Origin of the sequence: Paracoccus homiensis (genome assembly GCF_900111675.1) — a bacterium.
GTDB classification, from domain to species: domain Bacteria; phylum Pseudomonadota; class Alphaproteobacteria; order Rhodobacterales; family Rhodobacteraceae; genus Paracoccus; species Paracoccus homiensis.
Genome location: NZ_FOHO01000002.1, coordinates 442,990 through 462,633 on the forward strand (window position 1 = coordinate 442,990; position 19,644 = coordinate 462,633).

The window sequence follows — 19,644 nt, forward strand, 5'->3', positions numbered from 1 at the left end:
TGCCGGGTTTTCCCGGCGGTTTTCACACCCAGCGAAAGACCGCTGCGGCGTAGATCAGGGCGCAGCCCAGGCCGCCCCAAAGCGGCATGCCGATCAGCCCCAGCCAGATCAGGCAGATGAAGGCGCTGCCGAGCAGGCTGATGAACAGGCGGTCGCCGCGTGTCGTCGTGATGCCCAGAATGCCTTTGCGCGGCGTCTCCGGAAAGCGAATTGCAAGCCAGGTGAACAGGATCAGCAGGCCCGCGATGATGGTGAAGAACAGCGCGGTCGGAAAGGTCCAGGCCATCCAGCCGCCGGGATCGAGGCTGCCGGTCCAGTCCCTTGCCTCGTCGCGCAGGGGCACCTGCGTGGACAGCCAGAACAGGAAGCCGATCCACAAGACGCCCGCGATCGCGAAACCGGTATTCAGGGATTTGCGCATCGCCTTCATCCACTTCCCATAGATTTTGTGAAGCCGCCCAAAAGCCCGCCAACGAGGTCGCCGAGATTGGCGTATCCTTCTCCACTTGCGTTCACTTTGGTGATCGCTTGGCCGAGCGTCAAATCACCGTTAAATCTCGAGCTGAGAAGCTTATAACCCTTAGACGTAAGTACGAACCGAAGAGCGTACACCTCGCCTTCAGAAGTACCATTCATGAACTTAATTTTTTCGCTCGAGAAAACTACGCCTTCATTCTGAAGCCAGTTCATCGCATCAATGAATAGCAATCTCGTTTCATTCCCGCTTTCGTAGCCAAGCTCTTTGCTCCCGAACGTGGTTCGTTGGACACCATATGGTGCCAGATGTGCCACAATTCTCGCCACCATTTCTTCGCTGCGGGCCAGCGACTCGCCAGCTCCGTCCATCACACCCGTCCCAGGGCAAAGCCCTTGGCGATGTAGTTGCGCACGAACCAGATAACGAGTGCGCCGGGGATGATGGTCAGGATGCCGGCGGCGGCCAGCACGCCCCAGTCGAGCCCCGAGGCGCTGACCGTGCGGGTCATAGTGGCGGCGATGGGTTTCGCGCTGACCGAGGTCAGGGTGCGCGACAGCAGAAGTTCGACCCAGGAGAACATGAAGCAGAAGAAGGCCGCGACGCCGATGCCCGATGCGATCAGCGGCATGAAGATCTTTACGAAGAAGCGCGGGAAGGAATAGCCGTCGATATAGGCGGTTTCGTCGATTTCGCGCGGGACGCCGGACATGAAACCTTCGAGGATCCAGACCGCAAGCGGCACGTTGAACAGGCAATGTGCCAGTGCGACCGCGATATGCGTGTCGAACAGCCCGATCGAGGAATAGAGCTGAAAGAAGGGCAGGGCAAAGACCGCCGCCGGGGCCATGCGATTGGTCAGAAGCCAGAAGAACAGATGCTTGTCGCCCAGAAACCGATAGCGGCTGAAGGCATAGGCCGCGGGCAGCGCCACGGTGATCGAGATGACGGTGTTCATCACCACATAGATCAGGCTGTTGACATAGCCCATGTACCAGCTGGGATCGGTCAGGATCGTGCGGTAATTGTCCAGCGTCGGGTTTCGCGGCCACAGGCTGAAGGCGCCGAGAATTTCGGCATTGGTCTTCAGGCTCATGTTCAGCAGCCAGTAGATCGGCAGCATCAAAAACAGCAGGTAAGCTGCCATGACGATGGCCGCGCCCCGGCCCTTGGATTCAGCGACGGCGGCCATTACAGCGTTTCCCCTTCCTTGGTCATGATCGTGTAGAAGACAAAGGAAATCAGCAGGATCACAAGGAAATAGATCAGGCTGAACGCCGCCGCCGGGCCCAGATCGAACTGGCCGATGGCCATTTTCACAAGGTCGATCGACAGGAAGGTGGTGGCATTGCCCGGCCCGCCGCCGGTGACGACGAAGGGTTCGGTATAGATCATGAAGCTGTCCATGAAGCGCAGCAGCACCGCGATCAGCAGCACGCCCTGCATCTTGGGCAATTCGATATAACGGAACACTTTCCAGCGCGACGCCTGATCGATCTTGGCGGCCTGATAATAGGCGTCGGGGATGGATTGCAGCCCGGCATAGCACAGCAGCGCCACCAGCGAGGTCCAGTGCCAGACATCCATCACGACGACCGTGATCCAGGCATCCACCGCGTCATTGACGTAGTTGTAGTCCACGCCCAGCTTGGACAGCGTATAGCCCAGAAGCCCGATATCCACGCGACCAAAGACCTGCCAGATCGTGCCGACCACGTTCCACGGGATCAGCAGGGGCAGCGCCATCAGCACCAGGCAAAACGACGCCCAGACGCCCTTCTTGGGCATGTTCAGCGCGACGAAGATGCCAAGCGGGATCTCGATCGCGAGGATGATGGCCGAGAACAGGATCTGACGGCCAAGTGCGGCGCGGATCCGATCCGAGCTGATGACCTCTTCGAACCATTCAAGCCCGGCCCAGAAGAACTGGTTGTTTCCGAACGTATCCTGGACCGAATAGTTGACCACGGTCATCAACGGCAGCACCGCCGAAAAGGCGACCAGCGCCAGCACCGGCAGCACCAGAAACCAGGCGCGGTTGTTGACGGGTTTATCCATCAGGCGGCCCTTTCACTGGCAAGGGGATCGACGCGCCAGTCGTCGCGATAGACATGGGCGCGGCTGGCATCGGGGATGACGCGGTTCGTATCCGCGGGGATCGGCTGATCCTCGGGGACGATGACATTGACGTCGCTGCCGGCGACCTGACCGCGGACGATTCGGTGATGGCCGACATCCTCGATCCGGCGGATGGTGAAGGGCAGGCCCTGATCGCCGGTGCCGAGGGTCAGAAACTCGGGGCGGATGCCGATCTGGGTCTTGCCGGTCAGCGGGCCATAGCCGTGGGCCAGCGGGATCGTGGCGCCTGCGATGCGGGCCTCGGTCCCCTGAATCTGGGCATCCAGCAGGTTCATGCCGGGCGAGCCGATGAAATAGCCGACAAAGGTGTGTTCGGGCGTGTCGAACAGGGCTTGCGGGGTGCCTGCCTGCACGACACGACCGTCATACATGACCACGACCTGATCGGCGAAGGTCAGCGCCTCGGTCTGGTCATGGGTCACGTAGATCATCGTATGGCCAAAGCGGCGATGCAGTTCCTTCAACTGCGTGCGCAATTCCCACTTCATATGCGGGTCAATCACGGTCAGCGGTTCGTCGAACAGGATCGCGTTCACGTCCTGGCGGACCATGCCGCGGCCAAGGCTGATCTTTTGCTTGGCATCCGCGGTCAGGCGCCGGGCGCGGCGGTTCAGCACCTCGGTCATGCCGATCATCTCGGCGATTTCGGCGACACGGGCGGCGATCTGATCGGCGGGCAGGCCGCGATTCTTCAGCGGGAAGGCCAGATTGTCGCGGACGCTCATGGTGTCGTAGACCACGGGGAACTGGAACACCTGCGCGATATTGCGTTCCAGCGTCGGCAGGGCGGTCACGTCCTGATCGCCGAACAGGATGCGGCCCTGCGACGGCACCAACAGCCCCGAGATGATGTTCAACAAGGTCGATTTGCCACAGCCCGAACTGCCCAGCAGCGCATAGGCGCCGCCATCCTGCCAGGTCATCGTCATCGGTTTCAGCGCCCAGTCGGCGTCCGAGGACGGGTTCGGCAGATAGCTGTGTGCCAGATTTTCCAGTGTGATTTGTGTCATCTTTTCCCTCCCTTATGCGCCGCTGCCCGTCAGGCGGCAGAGGCGTAGGGCGCGCCGCGGGCAAGCTGGCCCGCTTCGGTGAACAGGTAGACATGCGCAGGGTCCAGCCAGACGGTCAGCTGTTGTCCGTGATCCAGCTTGTGGACCCCCTCGACCAGACCGACCCAGCTGTCTGGGCCGTGGCGCAGGTGCAGGAAGGTGACGGCGCCGGTGATTTCGGTCGTCTCCAGCACTGTCCCCAGCGGTACCGCACCGGGGCGTTCGTGCAGCGACAGATGCGCGGCGCGGAAACCGGCGCGGTAATCGCCATCGGCCAGATCGCCCGCAGGCCATTCTGCGGCGTGAATGGCCGCGATGCCGTTCCTGACCGTCACGGTCTTGAAGTTCATCGGCGGATCGCTGAACACGCGGGCGGTCGTGGCGTCCGTGGGCGCGCGATAGACCGTCGGCGTCGGGCCGAACTGCGTGACCCTGCCTTCCCACAGCGTCGCGGTATTGCCGCCCAACAGCAGCGCCTCTTCGGGTTCGGTGGTCGCATAGACGAAGATCGCGCCCGATTCCTCGAAGATGCGGGGGATCTCGGCGCGCAGTTCCTCGCGCAGCTTGTAGTCCAGATTGGCCAAGGGTTCATCCAGCAGGACCAGTCCGGCCCCCTTGACCAGCGCCCGCGCCAGTGCGCATCGCTGTTGCTGGCCGCCCGACAGTTCCAGCGGCTTGCGGTCCAGCATCGGCGTCAGGCGCATCATCTCGGCGGTGTCGCGGACGCGGGCGTCAATCTGGTCGCGGGCCACGCCCATCAGCCGCAGCGGCGAGGCGATATTGTCGTAGACGCTCATCGAGGGGTAGTTGATGAACTGTTGATAGACCATCGCGACCTTGCGGTCCTGCACGCGCTGGTCGGTGACATCCTCGCCATTCCAGAGGACGCGGCCGGTGCTGGGTTTGTCCAGCCCGGCCATCAGCCGCATCAGCGTGGTCTTGCCCGCCAGTGTCGGGCCAAGCAGGACATTCATGCTGCCGGGGCTAAGTGTCAGGTCGGTCGGATGGATATGCACCTGACCGCCAACCCGTTTCTCGATCCCCCGCAGCTCCAGCGTCATGCAGCACTCCTTGCGTTGGTCATCCATGCCTCCAGCGCGTCGATCTGGGCCTGATCCATGCGCAGGCCCAGTTTGCTGCGCCGCCAGACGACATCGTCTGCATGGCGGGCGAATTCATGTGTCATCAGCCAGTCTACCTCGGCTTCGGTCAGGCTGGCACCGAAATCGCGACCCAGATCCTGCGCCGAAGCGGCCCCGTTCAACAGGCGCCGGGCATCGGTGCCATAGGCGCGAACCAGGCGCGTCGCCCAACGACGGTCAAGGAATGGGTGGTCGGCCATCAGCCCGTCGATCAGCGCCGAGACGCCATCGACCGCAAAATCGCCGCCGGGCAAAGGGGCGCCGGCGGTCCAGGCGGGGCGGGCCTGCGGGAAATGCGGCACCAGCTTTTCCAGCGCATGTTCGGCCAGACGGCGATAGGTGGTGATCTTGCCGCCAAAGACGTTCAGGCAGGGCGCGCCCTTTTCGTCCATCGACAGGACATAGTCGCGAGTGGCTGCCGTCGCGGATTTCGCGCCGTCATCGTACAGGGGACGTACGCCGGAATAGGTCCAGACGATCTGGTCGCGCGTCACCGGCGTCGCGAAGTATTCGGACGCGAAACGGCACAGGTAATCCTGTTCCTCGGCTGTGCATTCCGCATCCAGCGGGCTGCCCTGATGGTCGCGGTCGGTGGTGCCGATCAGGGTGAAATCGTCCTGATAGGGGATCGCGAAGATGATCCGCCCATCCGCGCCCTGGAAGAAATAGGCCTTGTCGTGATCGTACAGCTTCCTCACGACGATATGGCTGCCGCGTACAAGCCGCACGGTTTCGGTGCTGTCCAGATGGGCCACGTCGCGGATCACCCGACCGACCCACGGCCCGCCCGCATTGACCAGCGCACGGGCATGGAACACCCGCCCGTCATCCAGCGTGACACGCCAGACGCCATTGTCGCGCACGGCCTCGGTCACCTCGGTTCCGGTGATGATATCCGCGCCCTTCATCGCCGCATCGCGGGCGTTCAGCGAAACCAGTCGCGCATCCTCGACCCAGCAATCGCTGTATTCATAGGCTTTCTTCAGGCGATCCTTTAGCGGCGCACCTTCCGGGCTTGCGCCAAGCGACAGCGACCGCGTGCCGGGCAGGATCTTGCGACCGCCCAGATTGTCATACAGGAACAGACCCGCGCGGATCAGGAAATTCGGGCGATGCCCCTTGGCCCAGGGCATCACCAGCGCCAGCGCCTTGCTGACGGGCGTGTCCGATTCGAAGGTCATCTTGGGGTCCAGGGGCAGCACGAAGCGCATCGGCCAGCTGATATGCGGCATCGCCTGCAACAGCACCTCGCGTTCCTTCAGCGCCTCGCGGACCAGCCGCACTTCCAGATATTCCAGATAGCGCAGGCCACCATGAAACAGCTTGGTCGATTTCGACGAGGTTGCCTGTGCGAGATCGCCCATTTCGGCAAGGCGCACGGTCAGGCCGCGCCCGACGGCGTCACGGGCAATCCCGCAGCCATTGATGCCACCGCCGATGATGAACAGGTCTGTCGTTTCCGACATAAGCTCCTCCCAAAGCTGGGGTTATCCGATCACGTCGCTGTGACGGCTGTCAATTCAAATTTTCGCAGATGCGCGTATATATTCGGATTGACATGAAGCGCACATGACGCTTCCGTGATAATCGGGAAGAGGGAGGCCGGAAATGGCCCTGAACATTCGCCAGATGGAAATTCTGGAGCTTGCGCGCGCCACTGGCCGCGTCGCGGTCGAGGAACTGGCCGAACGCTTTGACGTGACGCTGCAGACGATTCGCCGGGATCTGGGTGAACTGGCCGATCAGGGCGAACTGGACCGCGTGCATGGCGGGGCGGTTCTGCGGTCGGGGGTCAGCAATATCGGCTATGAACAGCGTCGGCGCATGAATGATGCGGCGAAATCCGCGATTGCGCGGGCCTGTGCCGCCGAAATTCCGGACAATTCCTCGGTCATTATCAACCTTGGCACCACGACCGAGGCGGTGGCACGCGAATTGCTGAACCATCGCAACCTGACCGTCATCACCAACAACATGAATGTCGCCAATATCCTTGTCGCCAATGACAGCTGCGAGATCATGGTCGCGGGCGGGGCGCTGCGCCGGTCGGATGGCGGGCTGGTCGGTGATCTGACGACCGAGTTCATGGCCCAGTTCAAGCCCGATTTCGCGATCATCGGCGCCTCGGCGCTGGATGCGGATGGTGACCTTCTGGATTTCGACATGGCCGAAGTGCGTGTCAGCCGTGCCATTGCCGGACTGGCCCGGCGGACCTTTCTGGTTACCGACATCAGCAAGCTGGAACGCTCGGCCCCCGTGCGCATCATCCCCATGTCCGAGGTGGACAGCGTGTTCGTGGATGCCCCCCTGCCGCCGGATCTGGCGCGGCAATGTGTCGAATGGGGCACGCAGGTCATCGTCGCACCGCCGCGCCGCTGAAACTGCGTGACTTTGACGTCAATTATGACGATTCATTCTTGAATATGTCACAACGCGGCGGGTCTGCGCGGCGGTGACGGCGACGTTTGTCACAGAGTGAGTTTTGCGCGATGGCGGTTATAAGAGCCTATGACACGGTCAATGCAGGTTTCGATCAGCGTCAGCTGATCCCCGGACTGATCTTCGCGACCAGCTATGGCGACATTTTTGCCCCCGACAGCTATAGTCAGGTACTGGGTACGGTCTATCGCGATTCCTACGTGTTTCAGTGGGATCCCGTGCAGTTGGGCGACCACTATTATCTTCTGGCCGGGTCGGGTTTCGAAGGCAGTTCCCGGGGCGGGCTGACCGACGGGACGATCGAATTGATCGGCGATGCCGTCAAGGTCGGTGGCAGCTATCTGGATTACTATTCCATCACCGGTCTTTCCATCGATGTCGCGCGGCTGGTCGATGTGTTGCAGACTGCGGGCTGGGCGGATGACCGTCGCCTGATGGATGCGGAATTTTCCGGCAATGACCGCTTCTATCTCAGCGGGTATGGCGATTTCGCCAAGGGGCTTGGCGGGGCCGACCTGATCTATGGCCGTGGGGGCGGCGACACGTTGTCGGGCGGGCTGGGCAATGACACGCTGCATGGCGAGGCCGGGCGCGACGTGATCTGGATGGACCCCGGCAATGATGTCATTCGCGGTGGCAGCCAGATCGACACGCTGCGCGCCGGGACCAGGGCGGATCTGCGCATCGATCTTGGCGTGACCACCGCGCAGGCGACCGGGCTGGGACGGGACCGGATCCTGTCGATGGAAAACGTGATCAGTGGTGTGGGCGATGATCGCCTTCTGGGGAACCGGGCGGCCAATCGTCTTGATGGCGGCGCGGGCGACGATGTTCTGCATGGGCGGATGGGGCAAGACGTGCTGATCGGCGGATTGGGTGCAGACACCCTGACCGGAGGTTTTGGCGCGGATCATTTCCTGTTCCAATCCGCCGCCCAGACGGGTCGCAGTCTGGCAAGTTCGGATTACATCACCGATTTCCGTCCCGGCGTGGACAAGATCGACCTGTGGCTAAGCGGCGCAAGGTTCAGTGAGACCGGGCGCTGGACCGACGGGCGCGGGGCGCAGATTACCTATCGTCATCTGGATCGCGACGGCACACAGGCCGACCGGACCATCGTCTATATCGACGGCAATGGCGATCAGACGACCGATGCCCTGCTGCGCCTGAAGGGACTGCACGATCTGTCGATCAGCGATTTCGACTTCTAATCCGGCCGTCGCATCAAGGCCTGCAGGGCGGCCAGATCTCCGGCCCCCTGCAGGTGCAACAGCTGTTCCAGATTGCGGTAATGGCGCAGCACCTCGCGGCCCAGATCGGTCAGTTCGGCACCGCCACCCTTGCTGCCGCCGCGACTGGACTGGATCACCGGTCCGGCGAAGGCGCCGTTCATTTCCTCGACCAGCGACCATGCGCGTTTATAGCTCATGCCCATGTCGCGACCGGCCGCGCTGATCGAGCCCAGCCGGTCCACCAGTTCCATCAATCTTGCCTTGCCCGGTCCCAGAACCAGCGGCGCGTCATATTCCAGCCGCAGTTTGATCCTGGGGGCGGGTGCGGGGGGCTGGATCATGGCCCTTTGTGCGGGGGTGGGTCGTCGCTGGCAAGGACTGTCGCAACGGAATCCCGCCAGGACCGGGTTTCGCGATTGCGATGCGGGCCCGCGGGCCTAAGCTGTCGCCAGAATTTCAGGAGGGGATCATGTCCGAAAACGAAATCGTCATCCTGTCGGGCGTGCGCAGCGCGATCGGCACCTTCGGCGGCAGTCTGGCGGCCATCCCGCCCATCGACCTTGCCACCACCGTCACCAAGGCCGCGCTGGACCGCGCAGGCATCGAGCCGGGCCAGATCGGCCATGTCGTTTTCGGCCATGTCATCAATACCGAGCCGCGCGACATGTATCTAAGCCGCGTTGCCATGCTGAACGCCGGCATTCCCCACACGGTGCCCGCGATGAACGTGAACCGTCTGTGCGGGTCGGGGGCGCAGGCGATCGTGTCGGCCACGCAGTCTCTGCTGTTGGGGGATGCGGATTTCGCCGTCGCGGGCGGTGCCGAATCCATGAGCCGTTCGCCCTATGCCGTGCCTTCGGCGCGTTTCGGGGCAAAGATGGGCGATCAGGTGATGCTGGACATGATGACCGGCGCGCTGACCTGTCCGATGGGCACCGGCCATATGGGCGTGACCGCCGAAAACGTGGCGGCGGAACATGACATCACCCGTGAACAGCAGGACGAATTCGCGATGGAATCGCAGCGCCGCGCGGCGGCGGCGATCGCGTCGGGGCGCTTTGCCGATCAAATCGTCCCGATCGAGGTCAAGACCCGCAAGGGCGTCGTCGGGTTCGATATGGACGAACATCCCAAGGAAACCAGCCTTGACAGGTTGGCCGGGCTGAAGCCGGTCTTTCAGAAGGGCGGCAGCGTCACGGCGGGCAATGCCAGCGGCATCAATGACGGCGCAGCGGCGCTGGTTCTGGCGCGGGCAAGCGCCGCGGATGCGGCGGGGTTGAAGCCGCGCGCCCGGATCCTTGGCTATGCCATCGCGGGGGTGCGCCCCGAAGTGATGGGGATCGGGCCGATCCCTGCGGTGCAGGCCCTGCTGGACAAGACCGGATTGCAGCCCGGTGATTTCGATGTCATCGAATCGAACGAGGCCTTTGCCGCGCAGGCGCTTGCGGTGAACAAGGGGCTGGGGCTGGATCCGGCGCGGGTGAACCCGAATGGCGGTGCGATCGCATTGGGCCATCCGGTCGGCGCAACCGGCGCGATCCTGACCGTCAAGGCTGTTCACGAGCTGGAACGCAGCGGCGGCCGCAAGGGTCTGATCACCATGTGCATCGGCGGCGGTCAGGGCATCGCCATCGCGATCGAGCGTATCTGATCAGCCTTCGGGCCGAAAAGGGAAAGGGCGCGGCCGATCCTGGCTGCGCCCTGTTCCTTGCCCCATTTCGGGCGGGTCGGGCCCGCGACATCTGCCGCCTGTCTGGCCCTATGGGAAACGGGTCGTCCAGATCAGACGACCCGCGAGATCCATGGAGATGGCCCGGTTAGGGATGGAAAATCCGTCCGGTCCCAATCAAGGTTTACGACCTAAAGGGCTGCCTTCAGGCCACGGCCCCCCTGACTGTTCCGACACCTCTCTCCAACATCACTCTCGACACTGGACCACCTCCTTTCACTAAGTTGCCGTTATAGGGAAAGGGTGACACAGATCGAAAATCTGTCAATCAGATTTCTTGTGGTTTGCGCAACAGATTGCGGACGGCAAGGCGGAAAGGCACAAGTGCAAGTAGCGCCAGACCGAATTTGACCAACCAATCAGCAGTTGCCAAAGAAACCCACAGCGCGGTGTCCGGTCCGTAACCAAGCAGCGAAACCTGCTCATTCGCCCAGCCTGTATTAGCGTCGGCGGGCAGAAGATCGCTGAAGGCGATTCCGAAGAACAGCGCGGTGTCGGTCGCCGATCCGATCAGGCTGGACACCAGCGGCGCAACCCACCAGCGACCTTTGCGCAACATGTCAAACAGTTTCACATCCAGAAGCTGTGCGATCAGGAAGGCGGTTCCCGATCCGATGGCGATGCGCAGGGTGGTCTTGTCCATGCCCGCGGCGATCAGTGAACAGATCACGCCGGCGGCAAACCCCGCCAGAACCACGCGCCGCGCGGCGGTGATGCCATAGACGCGGTTCATCACGTCGGTCACCAGAAAGGCGAAGGGATAGGTGAAGGCCCCCCATGTCAGCCAGTCTCCGACGACGAACTGAACGAGGATATTCGAGGCCACGACAATCGCGGCCATGGCAATGATGCCGGGCAGGTAACGGGTCATCCTTGGGGTTTCCGTTTTACAAGGTGGCGGAACAACTCGGCCCCGCGCCTTGCGGGACAAGGGCGGATAGGACGCCGCAGGCCCGTCTGTCAATCGCGCAGACGATATTCCACCAGCTCGGTCCGCTGGACGAACAGGAAGTTGTCGTCGGAAATCATGGTCAGGCGAATGCCCTGACCGTCATCCCAGACCGCCAACCCTTCCAGATTGTCATATTGCAGCGAATTGGTTTCCAGCAGGGTCTGTTCGGCCCGAACGCCGTCCTTGCCCAGCTGAAACCGCCTGATTCGAGAGGAAAATCCCAAAAGCCCCTGAAAATCTCGTTCCAGCAGATACAGCCAGCCATCCGGTCCGAAATCCGCGCCGACCGGCAGCCAGCGCCCGCTGCGCGAAATGCTGAAGGCGCGGTGCCATTTGCCGTCACGGACCGTAAATACCGGAAACGGGCTGTCCGGCGAGACCGAGCGTTCGGGCAGTGTGTACAACGTGCCCGCCGGGTCGATCGCCAGTGATTCGAAGCCCGAATTGACGCGCAGCGCCTTGATCTTGGGCGGGCGTGACAGGGGACGGGCAGGGGCATCGGGGCTGTCATAGGCGACGATGCGGTCCAGCCCCTCGAAGCTGACCCAGATGGTGCCGTCCGCGCCGATGGCCAGCCCTTCGCTGTCCCCAAGATAGCCGGGTTTCAGCGGGCGGTTGCGGCTGTCCTTCAACTGCGCGCGGCCGGCCACGTTCATGTGCCGGATTCGCCCCGACGCGTCGCGTTCGATACTGCCCCAGAACAGGTTCGAGCGGTCGGACAGCGCGTGAAAGCCAAGTCCGTCATCGGACATCTCGATGCCCGAAAAGCCGCCAAAGCGCGGGTCGTTGTCGCGCCAGACATAGGTTCCGACATATTCCAAAGTTGCGGCCGGCGCCTTGGCACCGGCCGCGATCAGGATTGTCGTCAGGGCCGCGATCAGGGGGCGGCAGCGACGGTTCGGCATTGGGATGGCAGCTCGCTCAGTCGGTAGGTGCGCGGGTGGCGGTAATTCGGGTTGGGCGGCGCGGGTTTCACGCGGCTGGGGTCAATGCGGTTCTTGATCCATTCGGCGGCCTCGGCGCAGCCATCGCCGCGCGGCGGGGCTTCCTGTTCCCGACAGCTTGACCCCTTGGGACAGCTGAGGCGCACGTGGAAATGATAATTGTGATTGTTCAGCGGGCGGATCTTGCGCAGCCAGCTGCGGTCGCCCTTTTCCATCTGGCACATGGCGACCTTGACCACGGGATCGGTGAAGATCCGTTCCACCCGGCGATCGCGGGCGGCGGCGCGCAGGATCGCCATATGGCCGGGGTTCCAGTATTTCGTCAGGCCGGTGCCGCGGCTGTCCACGACCGAGACCGAGGATATGCTTTCGCGCTGCGCCGGGCTGAGGGTCAGCGAACTGGGTGGCAGCATCCAGATGTCGGCATCCAGACCCATCTGATGGCTGGCATGGCCCGAGGTCATCGGCCCGCCGCGCGGCTGGCTGATATCGCCGATATACAGCCCCTTCCATCCGGCCTGCTGGGCCGCGCGGGACAGACCCTGCAGAAAGCCGATCATCTCGGGGTGGCCCCAGTTGCGGTTGCGCGACAGGCGCATCGACTGCCAGCTTGGGCCGCTTTCGGGCATCTGGACAAAGCCCTGTCCGCAGCCCTGGGAATAATAGCCCAGGGATACCGCCGGGCCTTGCGACGCGGATCGGAACGCGCCGAAGACATCCTTGGCAAGCGGATCGGACATGGCGGGGGATGCCAGCCCTGCGCACAGGGCGGCGGCGGTCAGGATTTTGCGGATCACTGCTGGGCCTCTCCTTCCGGTTTGACCCAGACTAGCAGAACCAGCGCCAGAAGAAACATCACGATCAGGGGCGAGATGCCGATGCGCTGATTTCCGGTCATTGCGGTGACGCTGGCAATCAGGAAGGGCGCCAGAAACGCCGTGGCCTTGCCCGATAGCGCATAAAGGCCAAAGCCCTCGGTCGCCCGTTCCTCGGTCGTGTGACGCACCATCATCGTGCGGCTGGCGGCCTGCAGCGCCCCGCCCGCGCCGCCGATCAGCGCCCCGCAGGCAAAGAAGATTGCGTCGGGCAGGCGCAGCCCGGCCAGGACCGGCCCGTCGGGGACCGCCATGCCGAACAGGGTCTGCCGGTTCATGCCGACGACGATGACGCAGACCGCGATCAGCACCAGCGTCGCGGCGATGATCACGGGTTTGGGCCCAAAGCGCCTGTCCGCGCGCCCGCCGATCCAGCTGATGATGCTGGCCGAGATGGCGCTGATGACCCCGAAGATGCCGGCCAGAAACACCGGCCAGCCCAGCACCGTACCGGCATAGACCCCGCCAAATCCGTAAAGCGCGTTCAGCGCATCGCGCGACAGCATCGAGGATATCAACCAGCTTGCAAGGCTGTGGCGGTGGCGCAGGCTGCGGATCAGCGCCCACAGATCGCGCAGGGCCACGCGGATGCGGATCGGGCTTTTCGGGCCGCGCGGTTCCTTCACCCAAAGGAAGAACGGAATCATGAAAAGGGCATACCAGATCGCGGTGAACGGCCCGACGAATCTTGTGCCCTCGCGCAGTTCGGGGTCCAGCCCGAACAGGGGCGGCAGGCCGATCAGCGTGCGCCCGCCCGGCGTTTCGGCAAACAGCGCCAGCATCAGCGCAAGCGACACCACCCCCCCCAGATAGCCGAAGGCAAAGCCCGTGCCGGACAGGCGGCCGATCTCGTCGCGCGGGGCCAGTCCGGGCAGCAGGGCATTGGTGAAGATGGCCGCGAACTCGGCCCCGATCAGGCCGATGCCGAACAGGGTCACGGTGCGGATCAGCGCCGGTTGATCGGGCATCAGGAACCACAGCCCCGCCGCGCCGGTCACGTAGAAGGCCGAGAACAGCCAGATCCACGGCATCCGCCGACCCGATGTATCGGCCACCGCGCCAAGGATCGGTGCCAGAATCGCGATCACCGCACCTGACATCGCCAGCCCGTAGCCCCAAAGCGATTGGGCATGGGCCCCGGCAAGGGTGACGCTGTCGCCCAGGGTGATGAAATGGTGCTGGGCCACTTCGGCGAAATAAATCGAGAAGATGAAGGTGATCAGCAGCGTGTGATAGGGCTGGCTGGCCCAGTCGAAAAACCACCAGCCCCAGATCCGCCTGCGGTTCATCCCCTGTCCCCCCTGCCGTCGCTTTGGGCCCCATAAGGCCCAAGCCGGGCTAGGCTGACAAGAGCGGTTTGACGCTTGGCGGGTCTTGCGGCGTGCGTTCGGGCGGCCAGGGCCGGGCCGCGTCGGCCTGAATCCAGGCCTGCACCCATTCTGGCAGGGCCGGGCTTTCATCGGTCAGGCCCAGGGCCTCCATCACCTTGCGGGGCGGAACGATCCCCTCTTTCGAGGTCACCGCCGACCGGATCAGCACCTGGTTGCAGCATTCGTCCCCGCGCCACATGGACTGGTCCATATAGACAAAGCGATCGTCCCAGCCGATCGTCCGCGACACCATGGTGAAACGGTCAAAGGCCCGGATGCGCCGGCGATAGCGGGTCGAGTTGCCGGCAACGGTGATGCCCCAGCCCTTGTCGCGCAGGATCGGGACCAGCCCGGTCCGCTGTGCCAGGGGGATGCGGCCCAGATCGAACAGCGTCAGCGTGCGCCCGTTATTCAGTTCGATCCACGGGTCCAGATCCCAGGGCCAGCACATATGCGTCGAAATATGCGGATCCAGCGGTCCCAGCCTTGGCGCGTTGCGGAACTTGATCATTTCCTTGGCAAATCGGATCAGCGGATACATGTCGCCCCTTGCGTCTGATTGGCCTTGGGGTGGCCTTTACCCACAGGATCGTCAACCCGGACGCTGCGGCAACCGTCTTGCACGCGGGGCGCGGGATGGCCATACAGGGGCCGATTGCTGCCAATGGGGACAAGATGGGAACGCTTTATCAGGCCTTGCAACTGATCCTGCAGGTGGTGTGGTTCGTGATGATCGTCCACATCATCATGTCGTGGCTGATCAATTTCCAGGTGCTGAACCTGCGTCAGCCGATGGTCGCGCAGATCTGGGACGGGCTGAACCGGCTGCTGGAACCGCTGTACCGCCCGATCCGCAATATCCTGCCCGATACCGGTGGGCTGGATCTGGCGCCGCTGGTGGTGTTCATCATCATCATCATTCTTCAGAACGCCCTGGCGAACAACGCTGGCTTCTTCTTCGGCATGTGATGCCGAAGGATCTGGCGGCTGGCGATCTTCTGCGGCAGGTCTGGGGCTTTGACGGCTTCCGGCCCGGTCAGGGTGAGATCGTCGAGGCCGTGGCGACGGGCCGCGACGTGTTGGCGATCATGCCCACCGGGGGCGGCAAGTCGCTGTGCTATCAGCTGCCCGCGCTGATGCGCGATGGTCTGACGGTGGTGATATCGCCACTGATCGCCCTGATGCGCGATCAGGTTCGCGCCCTGGGCGAGGCCGGGGTCGCGGCGGGCGCGCTGACTTCGGGCAATACGCAGGATGAAACCGACGCGGTGTTTCAGGCGCTGGATCAGGGCGCGTTGAAGCTGTTGTACATGGCGCCCGAACGTCTGGCCTCGGGCGGGACGATCAATTTGCTGCGCCGCGCCGGTGTCACCGCGATTGCCGTCGACGAGGCGCATTGCGTCAGCCAGTGGGGCCATGATTTCCGTCCCGACTATCTTCGCATCGGTGAATTGAAGCGGGTGCTGGACGTGCCGCTTGCGGCGTTTACCGCCACCGCCGATGCCGAAACCCGCGCCGAGATCGTCACCCGCCTGTTCGGCGGGGCCGAACCGGTGACCTTTCTGCGCGGCTTTGACCGCCCGAATATTCGGCTGGCCTTTCAGCCCAAGGACAGCCCGCGCAAGCAGTTGATGCAATTCGTGGCCGCGCGGCGCGGTCAGTCGGGCATCGTCTATTGCGGCGCGCGGGCGCGGACCGAAACGTTGGCCGCCGCCTTGAACGAGGCCGGTCACAGCGCCGTTGCCTATCACGGCGGCATGGAGGCGCAGCAGCGCCGCGAGGTCGAGGGCCGCTTTCAGCGCGAGGACGGGCTGATCGTCGTGGCGACGGTCGCCTTCGGCATGGGGATCGACAAGCCCGATATCCGCTGGGTTCTGCATGCCGATCTGCCGAAATCCATCGAGGCCTATTACCAAGAGATCGGCCGCGCCGGCCGCGACGGCGATCCCGCCGATACACTGACATTATATGGCCCCGACGACATTCGCCTGCGTCGCACGCAGATCGACGAGGGCCTGGCCGAGGCAGCGCGCAAGGGGGCGGATCACGCACGGCTGAACGCGCTTCTGGGTCTGGCCGAGGCGACGGGCTGCCGCCGTCGCCGCCTTCTGGCCTATTTCGGCGAGGATATGGATCGGGATTGCGGCAATTGCGACCTGTGCCAGACCCCGCCCAAGCTGTTCGACGGAACACGCGCGGTGCGGATGGCGCTGTCGGCGATGCTGCGGACGGGTGAGTGGTTCGGCACCGGGCATCTGATCGACGTGCTGACCGGAAACGCCACCGAAAAGACGCGCGAGCGTGGCCACGATCACTTGCCGACCTTCGGTGTGGGGCGTGACCACAGCCGCGGTCAGTGGCAGGCGATCTTTCGGCAGATGATGGGGCTGGATCTGTGCCGCCCCGACCCGGAACGCCACGGCGCCCTGCATCTGACCGATGCCGCCCATCCGGTGCTGCGCGGCGAAGAAAGCGTGACCCTGCGCCACGACACAACCCTGCGCGCCAAGGGCGACAATGTGATCCGGACGCAGGTGTCGGAAGAAGACGAACCGCTATTGTCCGCGCTGAAGGCCAAGCGCCGCGCCCTGGCCGAGGCCGCCCGCGTTCCCGCCTATGTCATCTTTCCCGATCGGACGCTGATCGAGATGGCGCAGCGCCGTCCGCAGGATCTGGACCAGATGGCGCGGATCGGCGGGGTGGGGGCAAAGAAGCTGGACAGCTATGGCGCCGAGTTTCTGCGCGTGATCGCGGGTGATCAGCCGCAGATGCATCCCCATCGCCGCGCCCTTGCCGGGCGGCCCGAAGGCGCGCTGTTCGATCGCCTGATCGAGGTGCAGGCGCGATTGATGCGTGGCGAGGATGGGACCGAAAAGCCGCTGTCCTGTTCGACCGCGCAACTGCGCCGCGTCGCCGAAAGCCGCGCCGCAAGCCACGCCGATCTGGCGCGGCATCTGGATCAGCCCCGGATCGACCGCTTCGGCCAGGCGTTTCTGGACGAGATCGCCCGCACCTGAGCCCCCGCCGCGCGAAGGTTCCGCCTGAACCCGACTGCCCCTTGCGGTGTTGGGTCACGGCGATGTCATCGCCCCGCCTGTAACGCCCCGGCCCTTGCCGGCGAAGGGTAATAGGAACGTGATGCGCAATTTTGCCATCTCGGGCCGTGTCTGGGGCATGGTGCGCAGGGCTGCGGAGTCGCGGCCATTGAATAGGAGGTATGTATGAAACTGACCTGGGCCGATGTGACGCCGAAACCGCTGTTCCTGAACCGGCGAAGCTTTATCGCCTCGGCAGGGGCGCTGATCGCCTCGCCCGCGCTGGCGCTGACGGGCAAGCCCTCGCAGTTCTCGACCGATGAAAAGCCGAACAGTTTCGAAGAGATCACCAACTACAACAATTTCTACGAGTTCGGGACCGGTAAAGAGGATCCGGCCCGCTACGCCGACAGTCTGACCACCGATCCCTGGTCGGTCGAGATCGGCGGCCTGGTCGATCGCCCCGGCAGCTATGGCGTCGATGATCTGGCCCCCGACAATGCACTGGAGGAACGGATCTACCGCCTGCGCTGTGTCGAGGCGTGGTCGATGGTGGTGCCGTGGATCGGGGTGCCGCTGGTCTCGGTGCTGAACAAGGTCGGGGTTCAGCCCTCGGCCAAATATGTCGCGTTTGAAACGCTGTATCGCCCCGAAGAGATGCCGGGCCAGAATCGCCCCTTCCTGGACTGGCCCTATCGCGAGGGGCTGCGGCTGGACGAGGCGATGAACCCGTTGGCGATTCTGGCGACGGGCCTTTATTCCGATCCGCTGCCCAATCAGAACGGGGCGCCGATCCGTCTGGTCGTGCCGTGGAAATACGGCTTCAAGTCGATCAAGTCGGTGGTGAAGATCACCCTGACCGACACGCAGCCGGTCGCGACCTGGAATGCCCTGCAACCCTCGGAATACGGGTTCTATGCCAATGTGAACCCGCAGGTGGACCATCCCCGCTGGAGCCAGGCCACCGAACGCAAGATCGGCGGGGGGCTGTTCGGCGGTCGCGAAGAAACGCTGATGTTCAATGGTTACGCCGAACAGGTCGCCTCGCTTTATGCGGGGATGGATCTGGCGAAGAACTACTGATGCAACGCAAGCTGAACGATCTGTTCCGGCGTCTGCCGGTCTGGGCTGTCTGGGCGGCGGGCCTGATCCCGCTGGCCCTGCTGGTCTGGGATACTTTCATGGGTGGGCTGGGCATCGATCCGATCCGCGATATCGAACACCGGCTGGGCCGGACGGCGCTGTATTTCCTGATCGCCAGCCTTTGCGTCACGCCGCTGCTGCGCGTGGCGGGGATCAGCCTGATGAAGTTTCGCCGCGCGCTGGGGCTGCTGGCCTTCACCTATGCGGGGCTGCACGTCCTGTCCTGGCTGACGATGGATATGGGCTTTCTGTGGGCGCAGATGGGGCGCGACATCATCAAGCGGCCCTATCTTCTGCTGGGAATGGTCGGATTCGTCATCCTGCTGGCGCTGGCCGTCACCTCGAACAATGCCTCGATCCGGCGGATGGGCGGGCAGGCGTGGCGCAAGCTGCACAAGCTTGTCTATCTGGCCGCGCCGCTGGTGGCGCTGCACTGGATCCTTGCGCTGAAGGTCTTTCCTGTAACACCGGGCTTCTGGCTGGTCGTGATTCTGGCGCTTTTGGGCCTTCGCGTGGCGATTCCGCGCCCCCTGAAGCGTTCGCGCCCGGCTCGCGCATAAATAAAATATTTAAAATCAGGAACTTGTCAGTTTTATGACGGAAAGTCCGATTTTTTTGTCCGAATCCGCTTGCAGCCCCCGCCGTCTATCCGTAAACACCGCTTCACCGAGACGGCGGGGACGCAAGAACGGGACGAAGCGGAAGGCAACAGCTTGAAACTTCGGGGAAATTCAGGAAGTTAAGCGGCTGGGTTAGCGCTAAGAGATTGGCGCTCCGGTTGTTTTGTTTCCTCTGCTTTTTGACATTGATGGAATTATGAAGGGATATGCGGGCGGTTTGGTCGTAATCGACTAAGGTCTTGCATATCGGCTCTCTAGCTTCGGCGATGATGAGAGTGTCAGCTTCACTGTTTGTCGGCTCACGCAAGTGAGGACGATGAACAGATGATTATCCGGTCCTTTTGGATTGGATGACAGATGTGCAAGGTTCGACGTCAAGGATAGTTCTTCGGAACTTTCAACTTGAGAGTTTGATCCTGGCTCAGAACGAACGCTGGCGGCAGGCTTAACACATGCAAGTCGAGCGAGATCTTCGGATCTAGCGGCGGACGGGTGAGTAA

At 63.1% G+C, this 19,644-nt stretch carries 19 protein-coding genes, 1 rRNA gene and 1 pseudogene; 8 read left to right on the top strand and 13 right to left on the bottom strand.

What is annotated here, in order from left to right; all coding sequences use genetic code 11:
- Nucleotides 1–22 precede the first annotated feature (22 nt).
- The 7 genes from BMX67_RS04510 to glpD all read right to left on the bottom strand — a co-directional run bounded on the left by BMX67_RS04510 (nt 23) and on the right by glpD (nt 6,271).
- The gene (locus BMX67_RS04510) at nt 23–286 is read right to left on the bottom strand and encodes a DUF2160 domain-containing protein (protein WP_342707900.1); all 264 of its coding nucleotides are present in this window, start codon (nt 284–286) and stop codon (nt 23–25) included.
- 140 nt (nt 287–426) lie between these two features.
- The gene (locus tag BMX67_RS04515) at nt 427–846 is read right to left on the bottom strand and encodes a hypothetical protein (protein WP_090732807.1); all 420 of its coding nucleotides are present in this window, start codon (nt 844–846) and stop codon (nt 427–429) included.
- Entirely contained in the window at nt 846–1,667 is an 822-nt protein-coding gene (locus tag BMX67_RS04520; protein ID WP_090732808.1) for a carbohydrate ABC transporter permease, read from the bottom strand. The genes BMX67_RS04515 and BMX67_RS04520 overlap by 1 nt, the downstream gene beginning before the upstream one ends.
- On the bottom strand, nt 1,667–2,533 hold the full coding sequence (locus BMX67_RS04525; protein WP_090732810.1) for a carbohydrate ABC transporter permease: 867 nt from the start codon (nt 2,531–2,533) through the stop codon (nt 1,667–1,669). The genes BMX67_RS04520 and BMX67_RS04525 overlap by 1 nt, the downstream gene beginning before the upstream one ends.
- A complete protein-coding gene (locus BMX67_RS04530; protein WP_090732812.1) occupies nt 2,533–3,624 on the bottom strand; it encodes an ABC transporter ATP-binding protein in 1,092 nt (363 codons plus the stop codon). The genes BMX67_RS04525 and BMX67_RS04530 overlap by 1 nt, the downstream gene beginning before the upstream one ends.
- A 29-nt stretch (nt 3,625–3,653) precedes the next feature.
- Nucleotides 3,654–4,724: an ABC transporter ATP-binding protein gene (locus BMX67_RS04535; RefSeq protein WP_090732813.1), complete on the bottom strand. Its 1,071-nt coding sequence runs from the start codon at nt 4,722–4,724 to the stop codon at nt 3,654–3,656.
- Nucleotides 4,721–6,271 (bottom strand): glycerol-3-phosphate dehydrogenase, encoded by a 1,551-nt coding sequence (gene glpD / locus BMX67_RS04540; RefSeq protein WP_090732815.1) that lies wholly within the window; start codon nt 6,269–6,271, stop codon nt 4,721–4,723. The genes BMX67_RS04535 and glpD overlap by 4 nt, the downstream gene beginning before the upstream one ends.
- 142 nt (nt 6,272–6,413) lie before the next feature.
- On the opposite strand from glpD, the gene BMX67_RS04545 reads away from it, so the two are divergent.
- Nucleotides 6,414–7,184 (top strand): DeoR/GlpR family DNA-binding transcription regulator, encoded by a 771-nt coding sequence (locus BMX67_RS04545; RefSeq protein WP_090732816.1) that lies wholly within the window; start codon nt 6,414–6,416, stop codon nt 7,182–7,184.
- A gap of 110 nt (nt 7,185–7,294) precedes the next feature.
- Complete coding sequence (locus BMX67_RS04550) at nt 7,295–8,455, top strand: calcium-binding protein (protein ID WP_090732817.1); 1,161 nt, start codon at nt 7,295–7,297, stop codon at nt 8,453–8,455.
- Here BMX67_RS04550 and BMX67_RS04555 read toward each other — a convergent pair.
- Entirely contained in the window at nt 8,452–8,817 is a 366-nt protein-coding gene (locus BMX67_RS04555; protein ID WP_090732819.1) for a winged helix-turn-helix domain-containing protein, read from the bottom strand. The genes BMX67_RS04550 and BMX67_RS04555 overlap by 4 nt on opposite strands.
- 128 nt (nt 8,818–8,945) lie before the next feature.
- Between BMX67_RS04555 and BMX67_RS04560 the strand changes: the two genes are divergently transcribed.
- Nucleotides 8,946–10,127, top strand: a complete 1,182-nt coding sequence (locus BMX67_RS04560) for an acetyl-CoA C-acyltransferase family protein (protein WP_090732911.1) — start codon at nt 8,946–8,948, stop codon at nt 10,125–10,127.
- Nucleotides 10,128–10,473: 346 nt separating this feature from the next.
- Here the strand turns inward: BMX67_RS04560 and BMX67_RS04565 are convergent, their stop codons facing one another.
- The 5 genes and pseudogenes from BMX67_RS04565 to BMX67_RS04585 form a co-directional block, all read right to left on the bottom strand.
- On the bottom strand, nt 10,474–11,076 hold the full coding sequence (locus tag BMX67_RS04565) for a queuosine precursor transporter (RefSeq protein WP_090732820.1): 603 nt from the start codon (nt 11,074–11,076) through the stop codon (nt 10,474–10,476).
- An 89-nt stretch (nt 11,077–11,165) separates the two neighbouring features.
- Nucleotides 11,166–12,062 (bottom strand): esterase-like activity of phytase family protein, encoded by an 897-nt coding sequence (locus BMX67_RS04570; RefSeq protein ID WP_090732822.1) that lies wholly within the window; start codon nt 12,060–12,062, stop codon nt 11,166–11,168.
- Complete coding sequence (gene mepA / locus BMX67_RS04575) at nt 12,035–12,898, bottom strand: penicillin-insensitive murein endopeptidase (protein WP_090732823.1); 864 nt, start codon at nt 12,896–12,898, stop codon at nt 12,035–12,037. The genes BMX67_RS04570 and mepA overlap by 28 nt, the downstream gene beginning before the upstream one ends.
- Nucleotides 12,895–14,436 (bottom strand): MFS transporter, encoded by a 1,542-nt coding sequence (locus BMX67_RS04580; protein WP_342707898.1) that lies wholly within the window; start codon nt 14,434–14,436, stop codon nt 12,895–12,897. Before BMX67_RS04580 ends, mepA begins: the two co-directional genes overlap by 4 nt.
- A pseudogene (locus BMX67_RS04585) lies at nt 14,366–14,887 on the bottom strand (acyl-CoA thioesterase); the annotation flags it as partial. The gene BMX67_RS04580 and the pseudogene BMX67_RS04585, both read right to left, overlap by 71 nt.
- Before the next feature lie 134 nt (nt 14,888–15,021).
- Here BMX67_RS04585 and BMX67_RS04590 point away from each other — a divergent pair.
- The 5 genes from BMX67_RS04590 to BMX67_RS04610 all read left to right on the top strand — a co-directional run.
- The gene (locus BMX67_RS04590) at nt 15,022–15,315 is read left to right on the top strand and encodes a YggT family protein (protein ID WP_090732912.1); all 294 of its coding nucleotides are present in this window, start codon (nt 15,022–15,024) and stop codon (nt 15,313–15,315) included.
- Entirely contained in the window at nt 15,315–17,363 is a 2,049-nt protein-coding gene (gene recQ, locus BMX67_RS04595; RefSeq protein WP_090732828.1) for a DNA helicase RecQ, read from the top strand. Before BMX67_RS04590 ends, recQ begins: the two co-directional genes overlap by 1 nt.
- Nucleotides 17,364–17,567: 204 nt before the next feature.
- Nucleotides 17,568–18,464, top strand: a complete 897-nt coding sequence (gene msrP / locus BMX67_RS04600) for a protein-methionine-sulfoxide reductase catalytic subunit MsrP (protein WP_090732829.1) — start codon at nt 17,568–17,570, stop codon at nt 18,462–18,464.
- Nucleotides 18,464–19,084: a protein-methionine-sulfoxide reductase heme-binding subunit MsrQ gene (locus BMX67_RS04605; RefSeq protein WP_090732831.1), complete on the top strand. Its 621-nt coding sequence runs from the start codon at nt 18,464–18,466 to the stop codon at nt 19,082–19,084. Before msrP ends, BMX67_RS04605 begins: the two co-directional genes overlap by 1 nt.
- A 458-nt stretch (nt 19,085–19,542) precedes the next feature.
- Nucleotides 19,543–19,644 (top strand): 16S ribosomal RNA (locus BMX67_RS04610); the annotation flags it as partial.